Consider the following 22,201-nt stretch of genomic DNA (forward strand, 5'->3'; position numbering starts at 1 on the left):
GTCGCTTTTTTTATCTAATGGTTTTGCCATCTTTATCTTTAAAATGGTATTCGAGATATGTATAAACATCTCTTGGCTGAATTTTTACCCATTTCTTATGTTCCATAAACCATTTGGAACGATGTGAGGGGAATCCTTTAGTCAAATAAGCGGCGATAAAAGGATGTGTATTCAGCACAATTCTTTTATCCCTTGCAGGTCCTTTCATTAATCTTTCAAGATCTACATTTATTTTTTCAACTAAAACTATTGGAGCCTCTACTTCCTGGCCCTGGCCACTGGGATTTACCTCAGTTGTTTTAATATTTACTTCGGGACGTACCCTTTGCCTGGTAATTTGTATAAGACCAAACTTGCTGGGAGGCAATATTTTATGTTTGGCTCTGTCTTCTTTCATCTCATCCCTAAGGTGATTAAAAAGTTTTCTTCTGTGGTCGGCTTTTACCATGTCTATGAAATCAACAACAATGATTCCGCCCATATCTCGCAAACGTAACTGTCTTGCAATTTCTGAGGCGGCCGAAATGTTGACTTCCAAAGCAGTATCTTCTTGATTTTTTGCTTTGTTGGAGCGATTACCACTATTCACATCTATTACATGAAGAGCTTCGGTATGCTCTATCACCAAATAGGCACCTTTGCTCATGGATGCGGTTCGCCCAAAGGAAGTCTTGATCTGCCTTTCGATACCAAATTTTTCAAAAATTGGTACAGAAGAATTATACAACTTAACTATGGATTCTTTTTTTGGTGCAATCTCTTGCACATAATCTTTAATCTGGTCATAAAGCGTCTCATCATCAACGTGGATACCGCTGAATGAATCGTTAAAAACATCTCTTAATATTGAGGAAGCTCTATTTAGCTCAACCAAAACTTTGGAAGGTGTCGGCGCTTTATACAATTTCTTACACATTGCTGTCCATTTGTTCAGCAAGTTCTGAAGATCTTTATCTAATTCTGCTACTTTTTTGCCTTCTGCAACTGTTCTTATAATTACCCCAAACCCTTTAGGTTTAATACTTTTTACTAACCTTTTTAGCCTGTCTTTTTCTTCATTGCTTCCTATTTTTTGTGATACGGAAACACGATCTGAAAAAGGCACCATAACCAAATATCGTCCGGCTATGGAAAGTTCCGAACTAATTCGGGGGCCTTTGGTAGAAATGGGTTCTTTAACAATTTGCACTAAAAGAGACTGATTGGCTTTAATTACATTATTAATGCTACCATGTTTATCAATATCTTTTTCAAATGGAAAATTTTTAAGGGAAAAATCTTTTAATTTCCCGGTACTCACTAATTTAATAAACTTCAACATGCTGGACAATTGCGGTCCAAGGTCATGATAATGTAAAAATGCATCTTTTTCGTAACCTACGTTAACAAAAGCCGCATTGAGACCGGTAACCGGTTTCCTGACTTTGGCGATTAAAATATCACCAACATTGAAATTATTATCGTCTTCATCTTTATGAAGTTCTATGAGTTTTCCATCATTTAATAAGGCAAAATCAACGGTATCAGAATTGGATCTTACGATTAATTCTCTATTCACCTGATTCAATTTATATTCGTCACCTATAAAATAGGCCGAATGGATTAAACAATAGTTGTCACAGGTTGTATAAACCCGTTGAAATTCTTTTTTGGAATTTCTATGTCAATGAACGTATAAAATGAAAAAGCAGTTATCTAACTACTTTTTCTTGTGGCGGTTAGCTCTCCTTCGTTTTTTTCGTTTGTGGGTAGCTACCTTATGTCTTTTTCTTTTTTTACCACTCGGCATGAAAATATACTTTTTGTTACTGTTATTATTTTATTTGTACGTTGCTTTTTACTCCTTCTACAAAGACCTTGGCAGGTTTAAATGCCGGAATGTTGTGAGCCGGTATTTTGATAGTAGTATTTTTAGAAATATTTCTACCGGTTTTTTCCGCTCTAGTTTTGATAATAAAACTGCCAAATCCTCTGAGATAAACATTATCTCCATTTTCTAAGGAAGATTTTACTTCTTCCATAAAACTTTCAACAGTTGCTTGTACATCTCCTTTTTCTATACCCAGTTTTTCTGAGATTCTCGATACAATGTCCGCTTTCGTCATTTTAATATTTTAGTTTTCTGTAAGTTTTTCAAGCCTGCAAATATATAAATTAAATTCATTCTTTCATCTTAATCAACTAATTTTAAGTATATAAACTCTTACTTTTGCTCCTTAGTATTTAAGTGATGATGTTTTCAAAAATAATTCTACTTTGGTATTCTGAAAACAAAAGGTCACTTCCCTGGAGAAATACAACCGACCCATACAGGATATGGCTTTCAGAAATAATGTTGCAACAAACACGAGTTGCTCAAGGAACGCCATACTATATTAAATTTATTGAACAATTCCCAACTGTTTATGACCTGGCGGATGCGAGTGAAGAAAAAGTTTTAAAACTATGGCAGGGGCTTGGATACTATTCACGTGCCAGAAACCTGCATTTTACCGCCAATAAAATAGTTGAAGAATACAATGGGAACTTTCCTGATACTTATGAAGAATTATTGAAATTAAAAGGGGTAGGAGATTATACAGCAAGCGCGATAGCGTCTATAAGTTATAACCGACCAGAACCGGTTGTGGATGGTAATGTTTACAGAGTATTATCAAGATATTTTGGGGTTGATATGCCAATAAATGCTTCAGAAGGAATAGCATATTTTAAAAATCTGGCCCGGAATGTTTTGAGCTCAGAGAATATAAGAGATTATAATCAGGGAATTATGGAATTCGGGGCTATACAGTGTGCTCCTAAAAAGCCTCTTTGTTTATCCTGTCCATTAAATGAGACTTGTGTGGCACTTCAGACAAATAGTGTTGATAAATACCCTGTAAAATTAAAAAAGGCGAAAGTAAAAAAGCGATTTTTTAATTATCTGGTAGTTTTGGATGAAGATAGAAATACGCATCTCATAAAAAGATCGGGAAAAGATATTTGGCAGAATTTGTATGAATTCCCGCTATTAGAGGCCCGGGAGGAAATAGGCTTAAAAGAGGTAAAACAAAGATTGCCGGAAATTCTGACTCTGGAAGAACCCCCCCTCATATATGAGTCCTCGGATAAAACTATCGTACATAAATTGTCTCATCAGCATTTGTATACGAAATTTTGGATAGTGAAAACATCAGATAGTTTAGCAGATGGATTGTCGCCTGCGGAGTTGGATAAATATCCTGTACCAGTTTTAATTGCCGATTTTATAAAAACCCTCAAAAATTCGTACTTTTGATATAATAAAAATATTATGAGCGGAACATTGAATAAAGTGATGCTAATCGGGCATCTGGGAGACGAAGTAAAAATGCATTATTTTGATGGTGGTAACTGTATTGGTAGATTTCCTGTCGCCACAAATGAGTCTTATACCAATAAGCAAACCGGAGAAAAGGTTATCAATACAGAGTGGCATAATATTGTTGTGCGTAATAAGGCAGCAGAAATATGTGAAAAGTACCTTAGTAAGGGAGATAAAATATATGTGGAAGGTAGATTGAAAACCCGCCAATGGCAAGGAGAGGATGGTAATAACAGATACACGACGGAGATTCATGTACAGGACTTCACGTTTCTTTCAACCAAGAAGGAAAGTACGGCTAATGTTTCCGCCAATACTCCAAAGATTAAACCAAATTCCGAAGCAAACCAACCAAATTCCACTAAGGAAATACAGCCTGTAAATGAGCAGGTACAGGATGATGATTTACCATTCTAAACAAATAAAGTAAATTTTGACTATTGGATCCTGACCCCCTTGGTTTATTTTTTAATTTTTTAGTAATTGATGGCACTTTCGCCTTAAAAGGTGTAATGCTATTAGTGCTTTTAATTTGTTCAGGCCTTATTTCAGGTGCTGAAGTAGCTTTTTTTGGCTTGTCCCAAACCGATTTAAATGAAATAGAAGAAAATAAGACAGCCAGAGGGAAAATAGTGGTTAAGTTATTAGAGCGTCCAAAAAAACTTCTGGCAACAATCCTGATCTCTAATAATGCTATTAATATTGGGATTGTCCTTTTGTTTAATTCCATAGGAGACACCATATTTTCCAAAATTAACTATCAATTATTTGGATTAATATCTGTGCGTTTTTTGTTGGAAGTTTTGGTAGCTACTTTTTTAATTTTAATGTTTGGTGAAATTCTTCCTAAGATCTACGCGAATAGAAATAGATTTGAGTTTTCACTTTTTATGGCTTACCCTTTAAAGCTTCTTGATATACTTTTAACACCTCTTAGTTCTCCGATGCGTTCGGCAACTATATTTATGCATAACAGACTTGCAAAACAAAAATCCAGTCTAAATGTAAATCAACTTTCACAAGCACTTGAACTTACTTCAGAAGGGGACACCACGAAAGAGGAACAAAAAATTTTGCAAGGAATTGTATCCTTTGGCAATACAGACACAAAACAGGTGATGAGACCGCGTATTGATATCTTCGCTCTTAGTGAGGACATGAAATTCACAGAAGTTTTGGAAGAAATTAAGCAGCATGGATATTCGCGTATTCCTGTATTTTCAGAGAATATGGATAACGTTTTAGGAGTCCTATATGTTAAGGATTTACTCCCGTATATAGACAGGAAAAATTTTAATTGGTTAAAGCTAATCAGGGAGCCATATTTTGTACCTGAAAACAAAAAACTTGATGACCTCCTTTTAGAATTCCAGGATAAAAAAAACCACCTTGCAGTGGTTGTGGACGAGTATGGCGGGACTTCAGGGATTGTTACTTTAGAGGATGTAATTGAAGAAATTGTTGGTGATATCTCTGACGAATTTGACGATGAAGACTTGATTTTCTCCAAACTGGACGACTTTACTTATATTTTTGAGGGGAAAACAACATTAAAGGACTTCTACAGGGTAGCAAAAATTGAAAATGAGGAGGACTTTGAAGCACAAAAGGGTGAATCTGAAACCATTGCGGGATTTGTGTTGGAAATAGCAGGGAGTTTTCCTAAACGCGGAGAAATTGTGACTTATATGGACTACCAGTTTTTGGTGGAGAGTCTTGATAAGAAACGATTAAAGCAAATTAAAGTTACCTTACCTAATGAATACTAAGTCATATTTAATTATTCTAATATTCTTCACATTTTTGATTTCATGTGATGATAACGTCCTTCCAAAACCAAAGGCAATGCTTCGTTTAGAATACCCAGATTCTCTTGTAGAATTGCTGGTTACAGAGAAATTCCAATTTGAGCATAATTCTCAGGCGCAAATAAAAAAGAATAAAAACTTTGCTGTTACTTTAGATTACCCTTTGATGAAAGGGTCTATTTTTATAACCTATAAAGAAGTGAACAGTAATTTGGAAAAGTTATTGGCAGACGCGCAAAAACTGTCCTATGAACATGTGGTAAAGGCCGATAACATTACTGAACAGCCTTTTATTAATGAAAAAGACAGAGTGTATGGTATGTACTACGAAGTATTGGGGGATGCCGCATCACAGGCACAATTTTATGTAACAGACAGTACTCAACATTTTGTAACAGGTTCACTTTATTTCAGAGCGAAACCCAATTATGATTCTATTTATCCAGCTGCCATTTATTTACAAAAAGATATAAGGACAATTATGGAATCTCTTCGTTGGAAAGAATAAATTAAGCCTATAGTTCTGCCATTGAAAAGACTTGTAATCTATGTACAAAAAACAACTTCTCGACTGCCATATTAGGATAAAACCATATATACATCGCACACCGGTATTAACTTCCCGTTTATTGAATGACCTTTCCGGAGCTGAATTGTACTTTAAATGTGAGAACTTTCAAAAAATGGGTGCCTATAAAATGCGTGGCGCCACCAACGCCATATTGTTATTATCAGATAAAGAAAGGGCCAATGGTGTTGTTACACATTCATCAGGGAATTTTGCCCAAGCACTTTCACTAGCAGCTCAGAGCCTTAACGTTAAGGCATATATCGTAATGCCATCAAATGCGCCTGAGGTTAAAAAAGTAGCTGTAAGTCAATACGGCGGTAATATTATAGAATGTGCCCCAACAATAGAGTCTCGTTCGTCTGCAGCGAACAAGATAGCCAGCGAAAAGGGGGCGACTTTTATCCACCCTTCAAACGATATGAATGTTATAATTGGGCAAGGGACTGCAGCCATGGAGCTATTGGAAGACTTTCCCGGATTGGATTACATATTTGCTCCTATTGGTGGAGGGGGATTGATAGCAGGTACGGCTTTGGCAGCAGATTATTTTGGGGATATTTGCAAAGTTGTTGGTGGAGAACCTTATGAGGCAGATGATGCTTACCGTTCCTTTCATAGCGGTGAGATTGAATCAAATCGTACCACAAACACTATTGCAGATGGTTTAAAAACAGTATTGGGAGACAAAACCTTTCCAATAATTAAAAAATACGTACACGATATTATACGTGTCACTGAAGATGAAATAGTTATTGCAATGCGCTTAATCTGGGAACGTTTAAAGATCATAGTGGAACCTTCCAGTGCTGTTGCACTTGCAGCTTTGATTCGAGAAAAGGATAACTATCACGGGCAGCGAATAGGGATTATTATTTCAGGGGGCAATGTAGATTTGAATAATTTGCCTTTTTAAGGCCTATTCCAATAATTCTTCTGCATTTTCAATACTGCTGTTGATTTGTAGCTTTAATGCTTTAACCTTCTCTTCTTCCTCATTTAACCACTCTTGTTTTTGTTCGGTAAGTGCAGCGCCATTGAGGATTTCATCTGAAGTGAAACGATCTCCAAAACCTTTCATCCAATCCATCATAGATTTATGAGCTGTCTGTAAATCTTTCATGGCCTTCTCATATTCAATCCCGGTTTCTGTGGAGTCTACTTTTGGTTTAAGTTCTGAAACAAGCTTACCAATTGTCCCCATTTTGGGCATCACTTCGTCATGGATTGCCATAACTTCTTTCATTTGTGAAGGGGTTTCAGATTTCTTTTCTTCTTCCTTACACGATAAAAATAAGACCAATGTTAGAGCGGTAAAAAATGTATATTTTATTTTCATAATAGCCGGTTTTTAAGACTGTAAAATTAAGAAAAACTAAGGCCTTATTCCATCAAAAAATAATACAAGTTGAAAAATTTCTGAATTCACCGGTATATATAGTGGTCTTATATGTGCTTGGAACCTCTATTGCCAAGGTGCTGTTTAATGAACTAATCCACATATCATCCCCTGTTTTTTGGGTTTTGGCCAACTATTTATTACCCGTAACAGGTGTTTTTCGGGGTCGGTTGTATGGGAAAAACTTTGTATTACAACAGTTCCTCGCTGCTTGCATACTAATATTTGGCGTGTACTTAGTTAACAGAAAAAAAAACAAAATAAAATCTATTTTTGTGTAACATTGGCATCAAAGTATACTCTTTGGTACAAAGTAGGTATTAACTATAAAAATTACACATCATGCAAAGAATAATTAAGACAGGAGTGTTAGTTGCACTCATTTTTACAGGATTACCACAATTATTTGGTCAATCTGCGACCATTGCCATAGAGCCTTTTACCAAAGTTATTATCAGTCCGCACATAGAAGTTAATTTACAGGAAGGGGATCAGGAGAATGTGGTTCTTGAGAATGCAGAAGTGCCTCGGGAGAAAATTAATGTTGAAGTGGTAAACGGTACCTTACGTATATATTTGGACGATGCCAAGATGTATACCAAGAGCAAAAAAGTAAAAGATGAGGAATGGTCGGGAAGGCAAGACATTTACAACGGTACAATGGTTACAGCAAATATTACCTATAAAAAACTAGAAAATTTATCTGTGAGGGGTGAAGAGACTATAAGATGCAGCAGCCGGATTGAGCAAAACGACTTACAATTAACAATTTATGGGGAATCAAAAGTTTATTTAAATGAGGTCTCATTACAAAAGTTTTCTGTCGCCATATATGGCGAAAGCTATCTGGAAGTTGAAAGTGGTTCAGTCAATCACCAAAAATATAAAGCCTATGGTGAAAGTGAGGTAAATACACTCAAGATGGATAATTCATCCACTAAAATTACCGCCTATGGTGAAAGTGAATTTAAGGTAAATGTTTCAGACAAATTGAAAGTAACATGCTATGGGGAAACTGAAATAGAATATAAAGGAAATGCGGAAGTAGATACAGGTATTGTTATAGGTGAGGCGTCCATTCGAAAAATTGGTTAGTACTTAACTTCAATTACAATTCAATTAATATAGAGAGGACCCGCCATTTAGCGGGTCCTCTTTTCTTTTATGGATATCCTTAGGAGTGATTATTCAAAATCTTCCGCGGTTACTTCTACATTAATAACTGCCTCAAGTAATTTGGTCTCTATCATTTGTGGTCCCATAGAACCCACTTTAAGCGAAGGAAATTTTATTCCATCCACTTCCTGATAGTCTTTATAATTAACCTCCTGGTTCTGGGTTTGCCCATTCATAGTGATTACCGTGGTCTCCTTTACCTTTAATCCAGATTCGACATCATAAAAATAGGTAGCCTGAACAATTTCTCCGGGAACTTCTATTTTGTAGGCGGTTTTACCATCTACATCTTCCGTGCCTGTAAGTTTTGCTTTTGTACTTAAAGCGATTCCCTGTTCAGGAAAAATTCCAATAGCAGCTTTCATATCCTGCTGCATTTCCGGGGGTAAAGGAACTTTGTTGCCACCCTGTTTCATAAATAATTCATCTCCTTTTGCAATAACACCCATCATTGGGGCATCATTCATAAAGGTAGTTTGTACATATTTGTCGGCAGTTCTTTTTTCCTCAGTTTTAATAATTGATCCCATAGCAGATCCTTCGTAAACCAGTTTTAAGGATTGAATCTTCTCCACTTCAGCTTTTCCCCCGATCGCCTCAAAATACGAGTCTAAGACAGTCTGTACATTAACTCCTTCGGGTAAAGCAATATCATAATTTGGTTTTTCTACAGCTTTGGCGTACTTATCATAATACTTCACAGGAACCATTCTGCCATTAAAAGGAACTTTTTCGAGATTTTCCAAAACTTCACTTCCTTTTCCTGCAACGACAACCCTTGCATTGTTTATATGGAAGTATTTCTGAGCAGCTTTCTGCACGTCTTCAACGGTAATTGCATTTATACGTTCTAAATAGGTCTTATAAAAATCTTTGGGTAAGCCTTCTGTTTCAATATTTAATGCATAACGGGCTATAGTGGAAGGCTGCTCTAAAGCCATAACAAAATTCCCTACATATAGTGCTTTTGCGTCCTTTAGTTCTTTTTCAGTAACAGGCTCTTTAGTTATTCTGTCTACTTCTTTTAAGATTTCCACCACAGAACTATCCGTTACGGAGTTACGAACACTGGTTCCTGCCCTGAACCTTGATGGAGCGTATTTATCATTACCGACACTTGAGTAAGCACTATAGGTATAAGCTTTATCTGATCTGAGATTTTGAAAAATACGAGCTTGAGGTCCGCCGCCTAATATGCGATTGGCCATTAATGCTGCAAGATAGTCCTCGCTATTCATTTTTAGATTTACCAGGTTTTCAACAGTAATTTCGGATTGTACTGCATTTGGAACATCTACAAAGTTTATCTGGGTATATTGGACATCCAAAGGTTCTGAGTATCCTAGTGAAGGGGGTGACGCCTTAACCCAATCATCAAAATTTTTGGTCACTAATTCTTTTACCTCAGTAAATTTTACATCGCCGATCACTACCAGATAAGCATTGGCAGGAACAAATAATTCCTGATAAAACCTTTCCACATCTGCGAGCTTAACATTATTTACGGTCTCTTCAGTAATAAACTCACCATAAGGATGATTTGTACCATAAGCTAACGCAAGTTGTACCCTGCTTGCAATTGCCGGCACATTTTTTTCTTCTGTCTTTAAACCCGTGATAAGTCTATCTCTTTCCTTATCAAAATCTTCCTGGGTAAAATTGGGGTTAATAGCGGCATCTGCCATTAGCTCTAAGATTCTGGAAAAATATTTGGACAACCCACTTGCAAAGGCACTTTGAGAACCAAAATTTATCGTTGCTCCAAGAAAATCAACCTCTTCATTAAAATCATCTTTAGAAATTGATGTGGACCCATTTCCTAATAAACTTGATGTGAGACTTGAAACTCCTGCCTTTTGTCCTTCGGCAATTGGGGGGTTGTCAATAGTGAGTTGCATAGAAACCCTTGGCAATTTATGATTCTCTACTACCAAAACTTTAAGTCCGTTCGTGAGTTCGAAACGTTGAGGATCTTCCAGTTTAATTTCAGGTGCCGGACCTGGTTTAGGAATTACAGTCCTGTCTACTTGTGCCTGTATAGTCATGGTCATAAAAACCAAACCAAATATTGTATATAATTTTTTCATTTTCTTAGTTATCAATTTTTTCTTCTGGCAGGTAATAAATGATTACCCTTTGATTAGGTTTTAAGTATTTCTCAGCGACTTCATTGATTTCCTGCCGCGTAATTGAACGATAAATGTCAATTTCTTTGTTTATTAATTCAGTATCTCCATACAACATATAATATCTAGCCAAAGAATTTGCGATACCTTGTACACTGGAATTAGAGTTTACAAAATTATTCTCGAATTTATTTTGCAGTTTTTGAAAGTCATTTTCAGAGATAATTTCTTCGCGTACCTTAGCAATTTCTTCTTCCATTTCAGTGACCAATACTTTGGGACTAGTTTCTCCAACAGGAAGTGCATAAACTAAATACATCCCGTAATCCTCTTGTGGAATTTTAAGAGCACCTACCTGTAAAGCTTGTTTTTGCTCATCAACTAGTTTTTTGTACAATTTGGAACTTTTACCATCACTGAGGTAGGTTGAGATCATGTCCAGAACATAAGCATCCCTTTGTGTAAATCCCGGAGTGCGATAAGCAATAAGTGATGCCGGTATTTGTATATTAGGATCATAGGCCTGGGTTTGCACTTCTTTTACAATAGGTTCTTCTTTTGGATAATCCCTGACTATTGTTTCTCCTTTCGGTATATCCGCAAAATAATCCCTGATCATCTTTTTTGTTTCAGCTATTTCAATATCGCCAGCTACAACCAGGACTGCATTATTAGGGGCATAGTACTTTTTATGATATGCAATTACGTCTTCTAGGGTAGCCGCATCCAAATCTTCCATATAACCAATATTTGGATCCTTATAAGGATGAACACTAAAAAGGCTTTTTCCTAAGACGGGAAGTAATTGTCCATAAGGAGAATTGTCATACCTAAGCCTCTTTTCTTCTTTTACTACTTCTTGTTGAGTATCTACGCCTGTTTGATCAATAATAGGATGAAGCATGCGCTCAGATTCCATCCATAAACCTAATTTTAAACTATTTGATGGAAATACTTCATAGTAATAAGTTCTGTCCTGAGAAGTATTGGCATTATTCTGGCCTCCATTGGCACGAACAATTTTAAATCCATCTCCCCGTTTCATATTTTTTGTGCCTTCAGTCGTTAGTAGATGTTCAAATAAATGTGCAAATCCAGTACGGCCTTCAGTTCGGTCCTTACCTCCAACATGGTACATCACAGATGTGGTCACCACTGGCGCAGTATTATCCTGATGAAGAATAACATGAAGCCCGTTATCCAGGTTGTACTCTTCATAAATTACTTTCTGCGCACTAATTGTCATAAAAGCCAGGAGTGCTAACAGTGCTGTGTAAAATTTTCTTTTCATAAATTTTAAATTAACGGATTGGTTTATACTTGTTTTTACAGGCTTTTAAAGAGTTGCTAATATAATTTTTTTGGGTTTATGAGAAAGAAAACTCTTCTTCTTTAACAAGAATTTATATGATAATTGCGCAATTATCATTATTTTAAAGGAGACAAGAAGAAAAACAAAAAAAATGAAACGAATTGCGCTCCCTGTACGCTTTGGTATTGCGACAAGTGGCTGTCTTATTGCATATTTTTTGATTTTATCGCTTTTTGGTTTACATACCAACGTGTTTTTTAGTCTTTTTAATGGCGTGATTACGGGTTTCGGAATATATGAAGCCATAAAATATTTTAGACTTCAGGAAAAACACAACTTCAACTATGGAGTAGGCTTTAAAGCAGGAATGGTAACTGGTGTCGTGGCAACGTTGATTTTTACTTTCTTTTTTGCTTTATACTCTACTGAGATCAATACAGGCTTTTTAAAAGAACTTTCAACCAGTTGGTTTAATAATTTCAAAAACTTTGAAGGGATCGTATTCTTCACAGTTGCAATTATGGGATTTGCAACTACGCTGGTACTGACACTTACTTTTATGCAGCTGTTTAAAACTCCAAAGAAGCTCGAGAAAAAATCTGTTTAGAATAAAAAAACTCTTGTGATTTCCCAATTTAGCAGTATATTTGCACCCGCCTTTAGAGCGCCTTTGGTATTTAATATGCTAAAAAGCTCATTTAAAGGGAAATAAAAATATTTAATATTAAGCTATGTATGCAATTGTAGAAATAGCAGGGCAGCAATTTAAAGTTGCAAAAGACCAAAAAGTATACGTTCACCGTTTACAGGAAGACGAAGGAAAAAAAGTTTCTTTTCACAACGTCCTTTTATTGGAAGATGGTAACAACATTACAATTGGCGCCCCAGCTATAGACGGAGCCGCAGTAGAGGCTAAAGTCGTTAAACACCTTAAAGGTGACAAAGTAATTGTCTTTAAAAAGAAAAGACGTAAAGGATTTCAAAAGAAAAATGGGCATCGCCAGTATTTAACGGAGTTGGTTATTGAAGGGATTGTAGCCAAAGGTGCTAAGAAAACGGCAGCTAAGACCGAAACTAAAAAAGAAGCTCCTGTAAAAGCAGCACCAGTTAAAAAGGCAGCACCAAAAGCTGAAGCCCCTAAGGCTAAAGTTGAAAAAGCGAAGGAAGCTCCTAAAGCTAAAGTTGAAAAAGCGAAAGTATCTCCTAAAGCAGAAGTTGATTTAAGCAAAAAGACAGTAGCAGAATTAAAGGAAATGGCCAAAGCCAAAGGAATCTCCGGGATTTCTTCTATGAAAAAGGCCGATCTTATTGAGGCATTAAATAAATAAGTTAATAACTAATACCGGCCCAGGCTTGGTATAAAAAATAATATCATGGCACATAAAAAAGGTGTAGGTAGTTCTAAAAACGGTAGAGAATCAGAATCGAAACGCTTAGGGGTTAAGATTTTTGGGGGACAAGCTGCTATTGCAGGAAATATTATTGTAAGACAGCGTGGTACCAAGCACAACCCCGGTAATAATGTTTACCTTGGAAAAGATCATACATTGCATGCAAAAGTAGATGGACTTGTAAAGTTTCAAAAGAAAGCAGGCGGAAAATCTTATGTTTCTATAGAGCCTTTTGAGGCATAATACTCAATTGAATAACTCAAAATAAAAACCCATTATGTTTTCATAATGGGTTTTTTGTATTTCTAAATTAAGCTTAGTCCTCTAATACCTGTAATAGTCGGGCTTATAAGGGCCTTTAACTTCAACTCCAATATAAGATGCCTGCTCTTCTCGCAATTCTGTGAGTTCAGCACCCAAACGTTCCAAATGCAGTTTCGCAACCTTTTCATCTAAATGCTTAGGAAGCATATATACCTTATTTTCATATTTATCATTATGTTTCCATAACTCTATTTGTGCGAGTGTTTGGTTTGTAAACGAATTGCTCATAACAAAACTTGGATGACCGGTGGCACATCCTAAATTAACCAATCGTCCTTCGGCAAGCACTATAATGTCTTTCCCATCAATAGTATATTTATCTACCTGCGGCTTAATCACATCTTTGGTATTACCATAATTGTCATTTAACCAGGCCATATCTATTTCGTTGTCAAAATGGCCAATATTGCAAACAATAGCTTTATCACGCATGGCTCTAAAGTGTTCTTCCTTGAGGATATCCTTATTTCCGGTAGCCGTAATTACAATGTCGGCATTACTAACTACTGTTTCTAGTCTTTTTACCTCATATCCGTCCATAGAGGCCTGCAGAGCGCAGATGGGATCTATTTCAGTAACTGTAACAATAGCTCCTGCTCCTCTGAATGAAGCTGCCGTGCCTTTTCCAACATCTCCATAACCTGCAACAACAACTCGTTTTCCCGCGAGCATAGTATCCGTGGCCCTTCTAATCGCATCTACTGCACTTTCCTTGCAACCATACTTATTGTCAAATTTTGATTTGGTGACCGAATCATTCACATTTATGGCCGGCATTGGCAATACCCCATTTTTGAAACGCTCATAAAGTCGGTGGACTCCGGTAGTTGTTTCTTCTGAAAGACCTTTAATTCCGGATGTTAGTTCTGGAAATAGATCCAATACCATATTTGTAAGATCGCCTCCATCATCCAGTATCATATTAAGCGGCTTGCGTTCTTCACCAAAAAACAGTGTTTGCTCTATACACCAGTTAAATTCCTCTTCATTCATGCCTTTCCATGCATAAACAGGTACGCCGCTTGCTGCTATGGCCGCAGCAGCATGATCCTGAGTGGAGAAAATATTACATGAACTCCATGTAACTTCTGCCCCAAGAGCAGTAAGGGTTTCTATAAGTACTGCTGTTTGTATGGTCATATGAAGACAACCTGCAATACGGGCACCCTTAAGTGGTTGTTCTTTTTTGTACTCTTCACGTAAGGCCATAAGCCCGGGCATCTCGGCTTCAGCCAATTCTATTTCTTTTCTTCCCCATTCCGCCAAGCTAATGTCCTTGACTTTAAATGGAACGTATGGTATTGTATTGGTTTGCATATCTTTTTTATTTTTTTACATTCGTCCTACAGAAATTCTTTTACAATTTCAAAAGGCAAAGATAATGATAACTTAAAATATTGTATGCCTCTTTACAAAACTATAACAGTAAACCCATATACCAAGGTATACATTTGGAAGATTACAGAGTCTGAGAAAGAACTTTCCTTAAATATTGAGCTTACTAATAATTGCCAGCTTAGAGTGAACAGTATGAAGTCTGAATTGCATAGGAGAGGGTTTTTAAGCATACGCCACTTAATGGGGTTAGCGGGTTATGTAGATAGTGATCTTTTTTATGACCTGGCGGGAAAGCCACATCTGAAAGACGGTAATCATATCTCCATTACACATTCATATCAATTTACAGGAATAATTGTAAGTCAGATAGATGAGGTTGGGATTGATATCGAGAAACAAAGGGATAAAATAATCCGTATTGGGCATAAGTTTACTACTACAGAGGCATATGCCAATATTAAAAACGCAAAAGAAATCGTTAAAAAACTAACAATTATATGGGGCGCCAAAGAGTCCCTTTATAAGATATATGCCACCCATGGGCTGAGTTTTATAAATCATATTTATATCGATGATTTTATAAACATCGATAATACTACGAAAGGTATTATCAGATATGACGGGTGCATATCTGAGTACGATATTTCTTTTCTGGAATTTGAAGAATTTACCTGTGTATATGCAATCAAAAAAGAAGGTTAAAATAAAGATTGGCTGGATTTTAATTTACAAATTATGAATATATCTGTTGAACTGACCTTAACTCCGTTACAGGATAATTATGAAGAGCTAATTATAGGTTTTATTAAAAAAATAAGGACCTCCGGTTTTACCGTCTTGGAAAATCCTTTAAGTACGCAGATTTATGGAGATTATGATGATATAATGAAACTGCTTATTAAAGAAATTAAAATTACTTTGGAATTAGTGGAAAATGGTTTAATGTATATCAAAATTGTAAAAACAGACCGAAGCAATTATGAGCCAGATTTTTGATTGGGTTTTTGCTCAATACCAGGATACACCTGCGTTCCTAATCATCCTTGAAATGATAGGTGTTGTTTTCGGATTTTTAAGTGTGTGGTATGCAAAAAGAGAAAATATCCTTGTATTTCCTACCGGAATAATCAACACAGGGATCTTTGTATATATTCTTTGGGTATATGGGCTATTGGGAGACATGCTTATAAACGCGTATTATTTTTCCATGAGTATTTTAGGCTGGTACTTATGGACGAGAAAAGTAGATGCCGACCATTTTATCCCAATAACAAAAACGAACAAGCAAGAGAAAAAATGGTCCGCACTCCTGTTTATTGGAGCGGTTGTTTTTGTTATTCTGGTGTATTCCTTGTTCGATAAATTTAATAGTTGGACGGCCTATGTGGATACCCTTACAACGGCCATTTTCTTTGTAGGGATGTGGCTTATGGCCAAAAAAAAGCTCGAAAATTGGATCTATTGGATTATTGGTGATGTAATTACAGTTCCTTTATATTTGTATAAAGGACTTATTTTTACATCACTGCAATATTTATTATTTACCATAATCGCCATTTATGGTTATATGGCATGGAAGAAAAACTTAAACAAAAGCCCGCTAACCTTATTAAAGTAGTTCTGTTTGGTCCTGAATCAACAGGTAAGACTACCTTGGCCCGGGAACTTGCAAATCATTATCAAACTACATGGGTCCCTGAATATGCGCGTGAATATTTGCAGGAAAAATGGAATAAAGAACAAACTACTTGTGAACCTCATGATTTGATACCTATTGCAGAAGGCCAAATTAGTTTGGAAAATGACTTGACGGAAAAAGCAAATAAACTTCTTATTTGTGATACAGATCTTTTAGAAACTAAAGTATATTCTGAAGCATATTACCTTGGTTATTGCGATCCTGTATTAGAAAAATACGCTTTGCAGAATACATATGATCTTTATTTGCTAACTTCCATAGATATTCCCTGGGAAAAAGACGATCTTCGGGATAAACCTAATGAACGCGAACGCATGTTTCTTTATTTTAAGGAAACATTGGAAAAGTATGATAAGAATTTTGTTATTTTAAATGGGGATAATGGAAAAAGGCTTGCACTGGCCATTAAATCTATCGATAAACTACTCCACAAATGATTGAGTTTTCACCAATGGATTTACAACAACTAGAGGAAAAGGGAATCTCAAAAGAAAAGGTTCTGGATCAGATTGAGACCTTTAAAGAGGGGATACCATTTGTAAGGTTGGAAAAGGCCGCAATAGTTTCGGATGGGATTTTGAAATTAAGTAAAGCGCGGGAGAAAAAGTTAGTCAGTAAGTTCGAAGAACTAAAAGGGCTTTTAAGTTTACTCAAATTTGTTCCTGCTTCTGGCGCTGCATCAAGAATGTTTAAATCCCTCTTTAACTTTTTAGAGCATTATGATCCTGACGCCGAAGATCTGGATACCTATGTAGACAGAATAAATGAAACGGATTTAAAGACTTTTTTTAAACAAATTAAAAAATTTCCCTTTTACGAGATTGTTCAAAAACGAATAAAAAACAAAGCCAGTTCAGCAAATGACATCAAATATCGTTTTGTAAGTGAAATGTTATTGAAAGAAAACCTTAATTATGGTTTTTACCCGAAAGGACTTTTACCCTTTCACAATTACGTGAAATTTACTGCTACTCCTTTTGAAGAACATTTAAAAGAAGCTTCGAGCTATGCCGTTGTAAACAATACGGCAAAATTACATTTTACTATTTCAGAACAACACCAATCCTTATTTTCTCAAGAATTTAAAACAGCTGGTCCCAGGGTATCAAAAGCTGCAAAAACGGAATTTGAAGTTACATATTCAAATCAAAAACCCTCTACAGATACTATAGCGGTAACTCCGGATAATGAGCTGTTTAAGAAGGATGATGGGTCATTATTATTTAGACCTGGTGGCCATGGAGCACTTCTTGAGAACTTAAATGAACAAAATGCAGATATTATCTTTATTAAAAATATTGACAATGTAGTAGTACCTAAACACGAAGCTGAACTGGCAACTAGCAAGAAAGTACTTGCCGGCTTGCTTCTGGAATTACAACAAAAAGCATTTGCTTATGCAGATCAGCTGGAAAGAAATGACATTAATGGTGAACAATTACACGAAATCAAAACATTTTTAGAAAATGATCTCAATGTTAGGTTTTTAGAGAGTTTTTCAAGTTTTAGCATCGCGGAGCAATTGGAAATATTAAAAGACAAGATCAACAGACCTATCCGTATTTGTGGGATGGTTAAGAATGAAGGTGAACCAGGTGGAGGTCCTTTTTGGATAAGAGACGTACATGATCATATTTCACTGCAAATCGTAGAATCTGCCCAGGTGGATACTTCCGATGAAAGTCAGATGGCTATTTTAAAGAATTCAACACATTTTAACCCGGTCGACCTTGTATGTGGAGTAAGAAATTTTAGAGGTGAGAAGTATAATCTCTTGAACTTTGTTGATACAAAACAGGGGTTTATCTCACAAAAAACAGAAGATGGCAAAGAACTAAAGGCCCTTGAATTACCAGGACTTTGGAACGGGGCTATGGCCTTTTGGAATACAATATTTGTTGAAGTTCCCTTACTCACTTTTAATCCGGTAAAAACAGTAAACGACCTTTTAAAGCCAGCACATCAGGTAACTTAGTTTAAGGAGATATGTTTATTTGAAAAAAAGTTTTTTTCTTATTTTATCGAATTTTAATTATGAAGCTTTTATTATGAAAAACGGAACTACCATCGTAACTTTGTTTCATCTCAAAAGGGGTGCGAACTCCTGACAAAAAGTATTCTATAAATCTGGTTACATTAAACACGATTTTTACAATGCTTTCAGGATAAGCTGAGATTATACCCAAGGAACCTGGGCAGGTAATGCTGCTAAGGGAGGCGAAAGTCGCCATTTGGATTTATTTCTGTCTCTTCAGAAAAAGAAAAAATCATAAAAATTAGAATAGAACCCCTCTTATTCGTCTTGAACTACGAATGAAGGCTGTTATACTAATTTTTTTCATGATTTGTATTGGTGCAAAATCCTATACTCAACAACAAGAATCTGACACTACTGCCCTTAAGAAAATTGTTTTGGACGAGGTTTTTGTTTCTGCCATAAGAGTTACTAAAGAAACTCCTGTAACGTTTTCCAATTTAACAAAGGAAGAAATAATGCCAAGGAACCTGGGACAGGATATTCCTGTTCTTATGAATTTTTTGCCTGCGGTAGTTACAACTTCCGATGCCGGGGCCGGAGTAGGCTATACAGGGATACGCGTTAGAGGAAGTGATGCAACTCGTGTAAATGTTACTATTAATGGAATACCTTATAACGATTCTGAATCACATGGCACATTTTGGGTAAATATGCCCGATTTTGCATCTTCAACAGAAAGCCTGCAATTACAGCGGGGAGTTGGCACATCAACAAATGGAGCAGGGGCTTTTGGTGCAAGTTTAAATATATTGACAGATGCTACCTCGATGGAAGCCTATGGGCATATATCATCTTCTTATGGCAGCTTTAATACACTTCGCAACAATATCAAGTTCAGTACAGGATTGTTAAATGAACATATTGAAATTTCCGGGAGATTATCCAGAATAACATCTGATGGCTATATTGACAGGGCTTCATCTGAACTGGATTCCTATTTTTTACAGGGTTCTTATGTTGATGATAACACCTTAATAAAAGCACTCCTTTTTGGAGGACACGAAGTTACTTACCAGTCATGGTTTGGCATTGATGCAGAAACTCTTGCAACTGACCGGACTTTTAACCCGGCCGGAATATATACCGATGAAAATGGTAACACTCAATTTTACGACAGGGAAGAAGATAATTATAAACAAGATCATTTTCAACTACTCTGGAATGAAACCATATCACCTTTATGGAGCACAAATATTGCATTTCACTATACCAAAGGACGTGGTTACTTTGAGCAGTTTAGAGAAGACGATGATTTTGAAACCTATGGATTTTCACCAATAGTGGTTGATGGAGAGTTAGTGAATACCACAGATTTAATCCGCCGTCGTTGGCTTGATAATGATTTTTACGGAACTGTATTTTCTGCCAAATATGAAAAAGACAAAATAAACCTTATCATTGGTGGAGGGTGGAATTCCTATAATGGAGATCATTTTGGTGAAGTAATCTGGGCGCGTTTTGCAGGAAATAGTATGATCAGAGATAGATATTATGATGATGATTCCAAAAAAACAGACTTCAATGTTTTTGGAAAAATAAACTATAAGATTTCTCAAAATTGGAAGCTTTTTGGAGATCTACAATTTAGAACTGTGCGATACAACGCAAACGGCGATGAAACTGGATTGGTAGATGATAGATTTAATTTCTTTAATCCTAAAGTTGGTGTCACCTATGATCTTAATAATTCAAATAATTTATATCTCTCCTTTGCGGTAGCAAATCGTGAACCTAACAGGAATGATTATGAGAATGGCAATCCTAAACCAGAAAAACTGAATGATTTTGAATTGGGATGGCGTTATGTCTCACCTTCTGTTCAGCTAAGCACTAATATATATTACATGAGGTATAAAGATCAGTTAGTATTAACCGGAGAACTCAATGACGTAGGGGCTCCACTACGGGCCAATGTTGGTGACAGTTATCGTCTTGGTCTTGAAGTTGATGCCAGTATAAGCATTGGTAAGCGCTTCAAATTACAACCCAATATAGCACTAAGCACAAATAAGAATATTGATTTTCTTTTTGAGAGAGATGGGGAGTTAGAAAATTTAGGGAATACGAATATTGCCTTCTCTCCAGATATTGTGGCAGGTAATATTCTTAGTTACTTGCCCAATGAAAAATTTCAAATGTCGTTACTTACGAAATATGTTGGAAAACAATTTATGGGTAATATTGATGCGGAAGGCTCTGTTCTTGAGGACTATTCACAAACAGATTTTAATATACAATACACTTTCCATACAAATTCATTCATAAAAAGCATCGTACTCACAGGACTGATTAATAATGTTTTTGACGCCCGCTATGTATCAAACGGCTACTTTTTTACTTATGATGACGATTTTTCCAATCCGGGAACTATAACCACAATTGAAGGCGCCGGGTATTACCCACAGGCCGGAATAAACTTTCTATTGGGAGCAACGTTTAACTTCTAAGGTTGCCCATCAGTAATTGGAATGTAATACCTTGTTTTCAGTTGGAAATTACAACTGTTGTTCCATCAAATGAAGTGTTGTAAAATAAAAGGTCATAATAACGTTTCCCGTCATCAGGCCGGTCTAATTGTTGTCCGGTAAACAAAATATATTCAAAATCTTCGCATGAACAAATTACCGTTTGACTATTAAGATCCATTGTAGAACAGGCATTTGGCGCGTGATTTGGGCAACTGGCTTCCCAGGCAAAAAATTGGTCAAAACCCGTATTAATGACAAAAACACCTCTTATTCCAACGCCCTGGTTTCCAATGAATATAGCATTCCCCGTGTTAGATAAGGGACTATATAGTGGTAAATTAAGATTAGCTTCAAATCTGAAGCCAACTTCCGGCAAATAAGGATTGCGGTTTTCTTCATCTTTACCACAGGCCAGTAGTACAATAAACACAAACCAAAGGCAAATTCTTTTCATATAATAATAGAATTCAATTAAGCTATCTTAAACAAAATTGAACAAAAAATATGTATATTTGCGTTAAATCCTCTTTAAAAAAGAGGATTTTCTTATCAGTTAAACCTCATTTTGATTAATTACCCCACATAATGTGTTTATCTTAAATTAGTTAAATCAAAATGGTAGTTTAAACTAATCCTGCGTTTTCGTAGGATTTATTGTTTAATGATTTTGGGCATACTTTTTATGTTCAAATAATAAGGAAGTTATGAGTAATGTATCATATTACACTGCTGAAGGATTAAAAAATCTCAAAGAAGAATTAAATCACCTGAGAGATGTTGAAAGACCTAAATCTTCACAGGCAATCGCTGATGCCAGAGATAAGGGTGATTTATCGGAAAATGCCGAGTATGATGCAGCTAAGGAAGCGCAGGGATTACTGGAATTAAAGATATCTAAAATGGAGGAGACTTTGTCTAATGCCAGATTAATTGATGAATCTCAGCTAGATACTTCTAAAGTACTCGTGCTTTCGACTGTAAAACTTAAAAACCAACAAAATGGTATGGTTATTAGTTACACTCTTGTAGCTGAAAGTGAAGCGGACTTAAAGTCCGGGAAAATTTCTGTTACTTCACCAATTGGCAAGGGCCTTCTTGGTAAAGAAGTAGGCGACGTTGCCGAAATTACAGTGCCAAATGGCACGCTAAAATTTGATATTCTTGAAATAAGCAGGAATTAAAAAACTTTAATTCTTTATATTTAATCCTGT

The 22,201-nt window shown here is 36.1% G+C and carries 24 protein-coding genes; 17 read left to right on the forward strand and 7 right to left on the reverse strand.

All coding sequences use genetic code 11. The annotated features are described in order from the left end of the window. Window positions 1-10: 10 nt before the first annotated feature. On the reverse strand, window positions 11-1,558 hold the full coding sequence (locus Q0X66_RS08980; RefSeq protein WP_297705513.1) for a ribonuclease E/G: 1,548 nt from the start codon (window positions 1,556-1,558) through the stop codon (window positions 11-13). 256 nt (window positions 1,559-1,814) lie between these two features. After that, the gene (locus tag Q0X66_RS08985; protein ID WP_297705515.1) at window positions 1,815-2,105 is read right to left on the reverse strand and encodes an HU family DNA-binding protein; all 291 of its coding nucleotides are present in this window, start codon (window positions 2,103-2,105) and stop codon (window positions 1,815-1,817) included. Window positions 2,106-2,230: 125 nt separating this feature from the next. Here Q0X66_RS08985 and mutY point away from each other — a divergent pair, with 125 nt between their 5' ends. Genes mutY through Q0X66_RS09010 form a run of 5 tightly spaced genes read left to right on the forward strand, consistent with a single transcriptional unit; the run spans window position 2,231 to window position 6,635 of the window. Beyond that, a complete protein-coding gene (gene mutY / locus Q0X66_RS08990; protein WP_297705517.1) occupies window positions 2,231-3,277 on the forward strand; it encodes an A/G-specific adenine glycosylase in 1,047 nt (348 codons plus the stop codon). A gap of 15 nt (window positions 3,278-3,292) precedes the next feature. Next, window positions 3,293-3,760: a single-stranded DNA-binding protein gene (gene ssb / locus Q0X66_RS08995; RefSeq protein WP_297705519.1), complete on the forward strand. Its 468-nt coding sequence runs from the start codon at window positions 3,293-3,295 to the stop codon at window positions 3,758-3,760. Between the two features lie 23 nt (window positions 3,761-3,783). Further along, window positions 3,784-5,112 (forward strand): gliding motility-associated protein GldE, encoded by a 1,329-nt coding sequence (locus tag Q0X66_RS09000; RefSeq protein WP_297705522.1) that lies wholly within the window; start codon window positions 3,784-3,786, stop codon window positions 5,110-5,112. Continuing rightward, window positions 5,102-5,659, forward strand: coding sequence for a gliding motility lipoprotein GldD (gene gldD / locus Q0X66_RS09005; RefSeq protein ID WP_297705524.1), 558 nt, complete (start codon window positions 5,102-5,104; stop codon window positions 5,657-5,659). Before Q0X66_RS09000 ends, gldD begins: the two co-directional genes overlap by 11 nt. A 40-nt stretch (window positions 5,660-5,699) precedes the next feature. Continuing rightward, window positions 5,700-6,635, forward strand: a complete 936-nt coding sequence (locus tag Q0X66_RS09010; RefSeq protein WP_297705526.1) for a pyridoxal-phosphate dependent enzyme — start codon at window positions 5,700-5,702, stop codon at window positions 6,633-6,635. 3 nt (window positions 6,636-6,638) lie between these two features. Here Q0X66_RS09010 and Q0X66_RS09015 read toward each other — a convergent pair whose 3' ends face one another. Further along, window positions 6,639-7,058, reverse strand: coding sequence for a hypothetical protein (locus tag Q0X66_RS09015; RefSeq protein ID WP_297705528.1), 420 nt, complete (start codon window positions 7,056-7,058; stop codon window positions 6,639-6,641). Window positions 7,059-7,138: 80 nt separating this feature from the next. On the opposite strand from Q0X66_RS09015, the gene Q0X66_RS15930 reads away from it, so the two are divergent. Continuing rightward, window positions 7,139-7,399, forward strand: a complete 261-nt coding sequence (locus Q0X66_RS15930; RefSeq protein WP_366938684.1) for an EamA family transporter — start codon at window positions 7,139-7,141, stop codon at window positions 7,397-7,399. 61 nt (window positions 7,400-7,460) lie between these two features. Next, on the forward strand, window positions 7,461-8,213 hold the full coding sequence (locus Q0X66_RS09020) for a head GIN domain-containing protein (RefSeq protein ID WP_297705530.1): 753 nt from the start codon (window positions 7,461-7,463) through the stop codon (window positions 8,211-8,213). A gap of 89 nt (window positions 8,214-8,302) precedes the next feature. Here the strand turns inward: Q0X66_RS09020 and Q0X66_RS09025 are convergent, their stop codons facing one another. Together Q0X66_RS09025 and Q0X66_RS09030 are read right to left on the reverse strand one after the other, a co-directional pair. Then, entirely contained in the window at window positions 8,303-10,381 is a 2,079-nt protein-coding gene (locus Q0X66_RS09025) for a pitrilysin family protein (protein ID WP_297705532.1), read from the reverse strand. A gap of 4 nt (window positions 10,382-10,385) precedes the next feature. Next, complete coding sequence (locus tag Q0X66_RS09030; protein WP_297705534.1) at window positions 10,386-11,711, reverse strand: pitrilysin family protein; 1,326 nt, start codon at window positions 11,709-11,711, stop codon at window positions 10,386-10,388. 172 nt (window positions 11,712-11,883) lie between these two features. Between Q0X66_RS09030 and Q0X66_RS09035 the strand changes: the two genes are divergently transcribed. From Q0X66_RS09035 to rpmA, 3 genes are all read left to right on the forward strand, one after another. Continuing rightward, window positions 11,884-12,339 carry a DUF4199 domain-containing protein gene (locus Q0X66_RS09035; RefSeq protein WP_297705536.1) on the forward strand — a complete coding sequence of 152 codons (456 nt, stop codon included), beginning with the start codon at window positions 11,884-11,886 and terminating at the stop codon, window positions 12,337-12,339. A 124-nt stretch (window positions 12,340-12,463) separates the two neighbouring features. After that, a complete protein-coding gene (gene rplU / locus Q0X66_RS09040) occupies window positions 12,464-13,060 on the forward strand; it encodes a 50S ribosomal protein L21 (protein ID WP_297705538.1) in 597 nt (198 codons plus the stop codon). 45 nt (window positions 13,061-13,105) lie between these two features. Continuing rightward, window positions 13,106-13,366, forward strand: a complete 261-nt coding sequence (rpmA, locus tag Q0X66_RS09045; RefSeq protein WP_297705540.1) for a 50S ribosomal protein L27 — start codon at window positions 13,106-13,108, stop codon at window positions 13,364-13,366. A gap of 81 nt (window positions 13,367-13,447) precedes the next feature. On the opposite strand, the gene ahcY is transcribed toward rpmA, so the two are convergent. Next, complete coding sequence (gene ahcY / locus Q0X66_RS09050) at window positions 13,448-14,764, reverse strand: adenosylhomocysteinase (protein WP_297705542.1); 1,317 nt, start codon at window positions 14,762-14,764, stop codon at window positions 13,448-13,450. A gap of 84 nt (window positions 14,765-14,848) precedes the next feature. On the opposite strand from ahcY, the gene Q0X66_RS09055 reads away from it, so the two are divergent. From Q0X66_RS09055 to Q0X66_RS09080, 6 genes are all read left to right on the forward strand, one after another. Then, window positions 14,849-15,487 carry a 4'-phosphopantetheinyl transferase superfamily protein gene (locus Q0X66_RS09055; RefSeq protein ID WP_297705544.1) on the forward strand — a complete coding sequence of 213 codons (639 nt, stop codon included), beginning with the start codon at window positions 14,849-14,851 and terminating at the stop codon, window positions 15,485-15,487. 33 nt (window positions 15,488-15,520) lie between these two features. Continuing rightward, complete coding sequence (locus tag Q0X66_RS09060) at window positions 15,521-15,781, forward strand: hypothetical protein (protein ID WP_297705545.1); 261 nt, start codon at window positions 15,521-15,523, stop codon at window positions 15,779-15,781. Next, on the forward strand, window positions 15,765-16,403 hold the full coding sequence (gene pnuC, locus Q0X66_RS09065) for a nicotinamide riboside transporter PnuC (protein ID WP_297705546.1): 639 nt from the start codon (window positions 15,765-15,767) through the stop codon (window positions 16,401-16,403). Before Q0X66_RS09060 ends, pnuC begins: the two co-directional genes overlap by 17 nt. Beyond that, window positions 16,358-16,921: an ATP-binding protein gene (locus tag Q0X66_RS09070; RefSeq protein ID WP_297705547.1), complete on the forward strand. Its 564-nt coding sequence runs from the start codon at window positions 16,358-16,360 to the stop codon at window positions 16,919-16,921. The genes pnuC and Q0X66_RS09070 overlap by 46 nt, the downstream gene beginning before the upstream one ends. Then, on the forward strand, window positions 16,918-18,459 hold the full coding sequence (locus tag Q0X66_RS09075; RefSeq protein WP_297705548.1) for a DUF4301 family protein: 1,542 nt from the start codon (window positions 16,918-16,920) through the stop codon (window positions 18,457-18,459). The genes Q0X66_RS09070 and Q0X66_RS09075 overlap by 4 nt, the downstream gene beginning before the upstream one ends. A 365-nt stretch (window positions 18,460-18,824) precedes the next feature. After that, window positions 18,825-20,969, forward strand: a complete 2,145-nt coding sequence (locus Q0X66_RS09080) for a TonB-dependent receptor (RefSeq protein ID WP_297705549.1) — start codon at window positions 18,825-18,827, stop codon at window positions 20,967-20,969. 37 nt (window positions 20,970-21,006) lie between these two features. On the opposite strand, the gene Q0X66_RS09085 is transcribed toward Q0X66_RS09080, so the two are convergent. Then, a complete protein-coding gene (locus tag Q0X66_RS09085; RefSeq protein WP_297705550.1) occupies window positions 21,007-21,444 on the reverse strand; it encodes a hypothetical protein in 438 nt (145 codons plus the stop codon). Between the two features lie 250 nt (window positions 21,445-21,694). On the opposite strand from Q0X66_RS09085, the gene greA reads away from it, so the two are divergent. Further along, window positions 21,695-22,171, forward strand: coding sequence for a transcription elongation factor GreA (greA, locus tag Q0X66_RS09090; protein ID WP_297705551.1), 477 nt, complete (start codon window positions 21,695-21,697; stop codon window positions 22,169-22,171). Window positions 22,172-22,201 lie beyond the last annotated feature (30 nt).

The sequence above is a fragment of the uncultured Eudoraea sp. genome (assembly GCF_947260015.1).
In the GTDB taxonomy this organism is placed as follows: Bacteria; Bacteroidota; Bacteroidia; order Flavobacteriales; family Flavobacteriaceae; genus Eudoraea.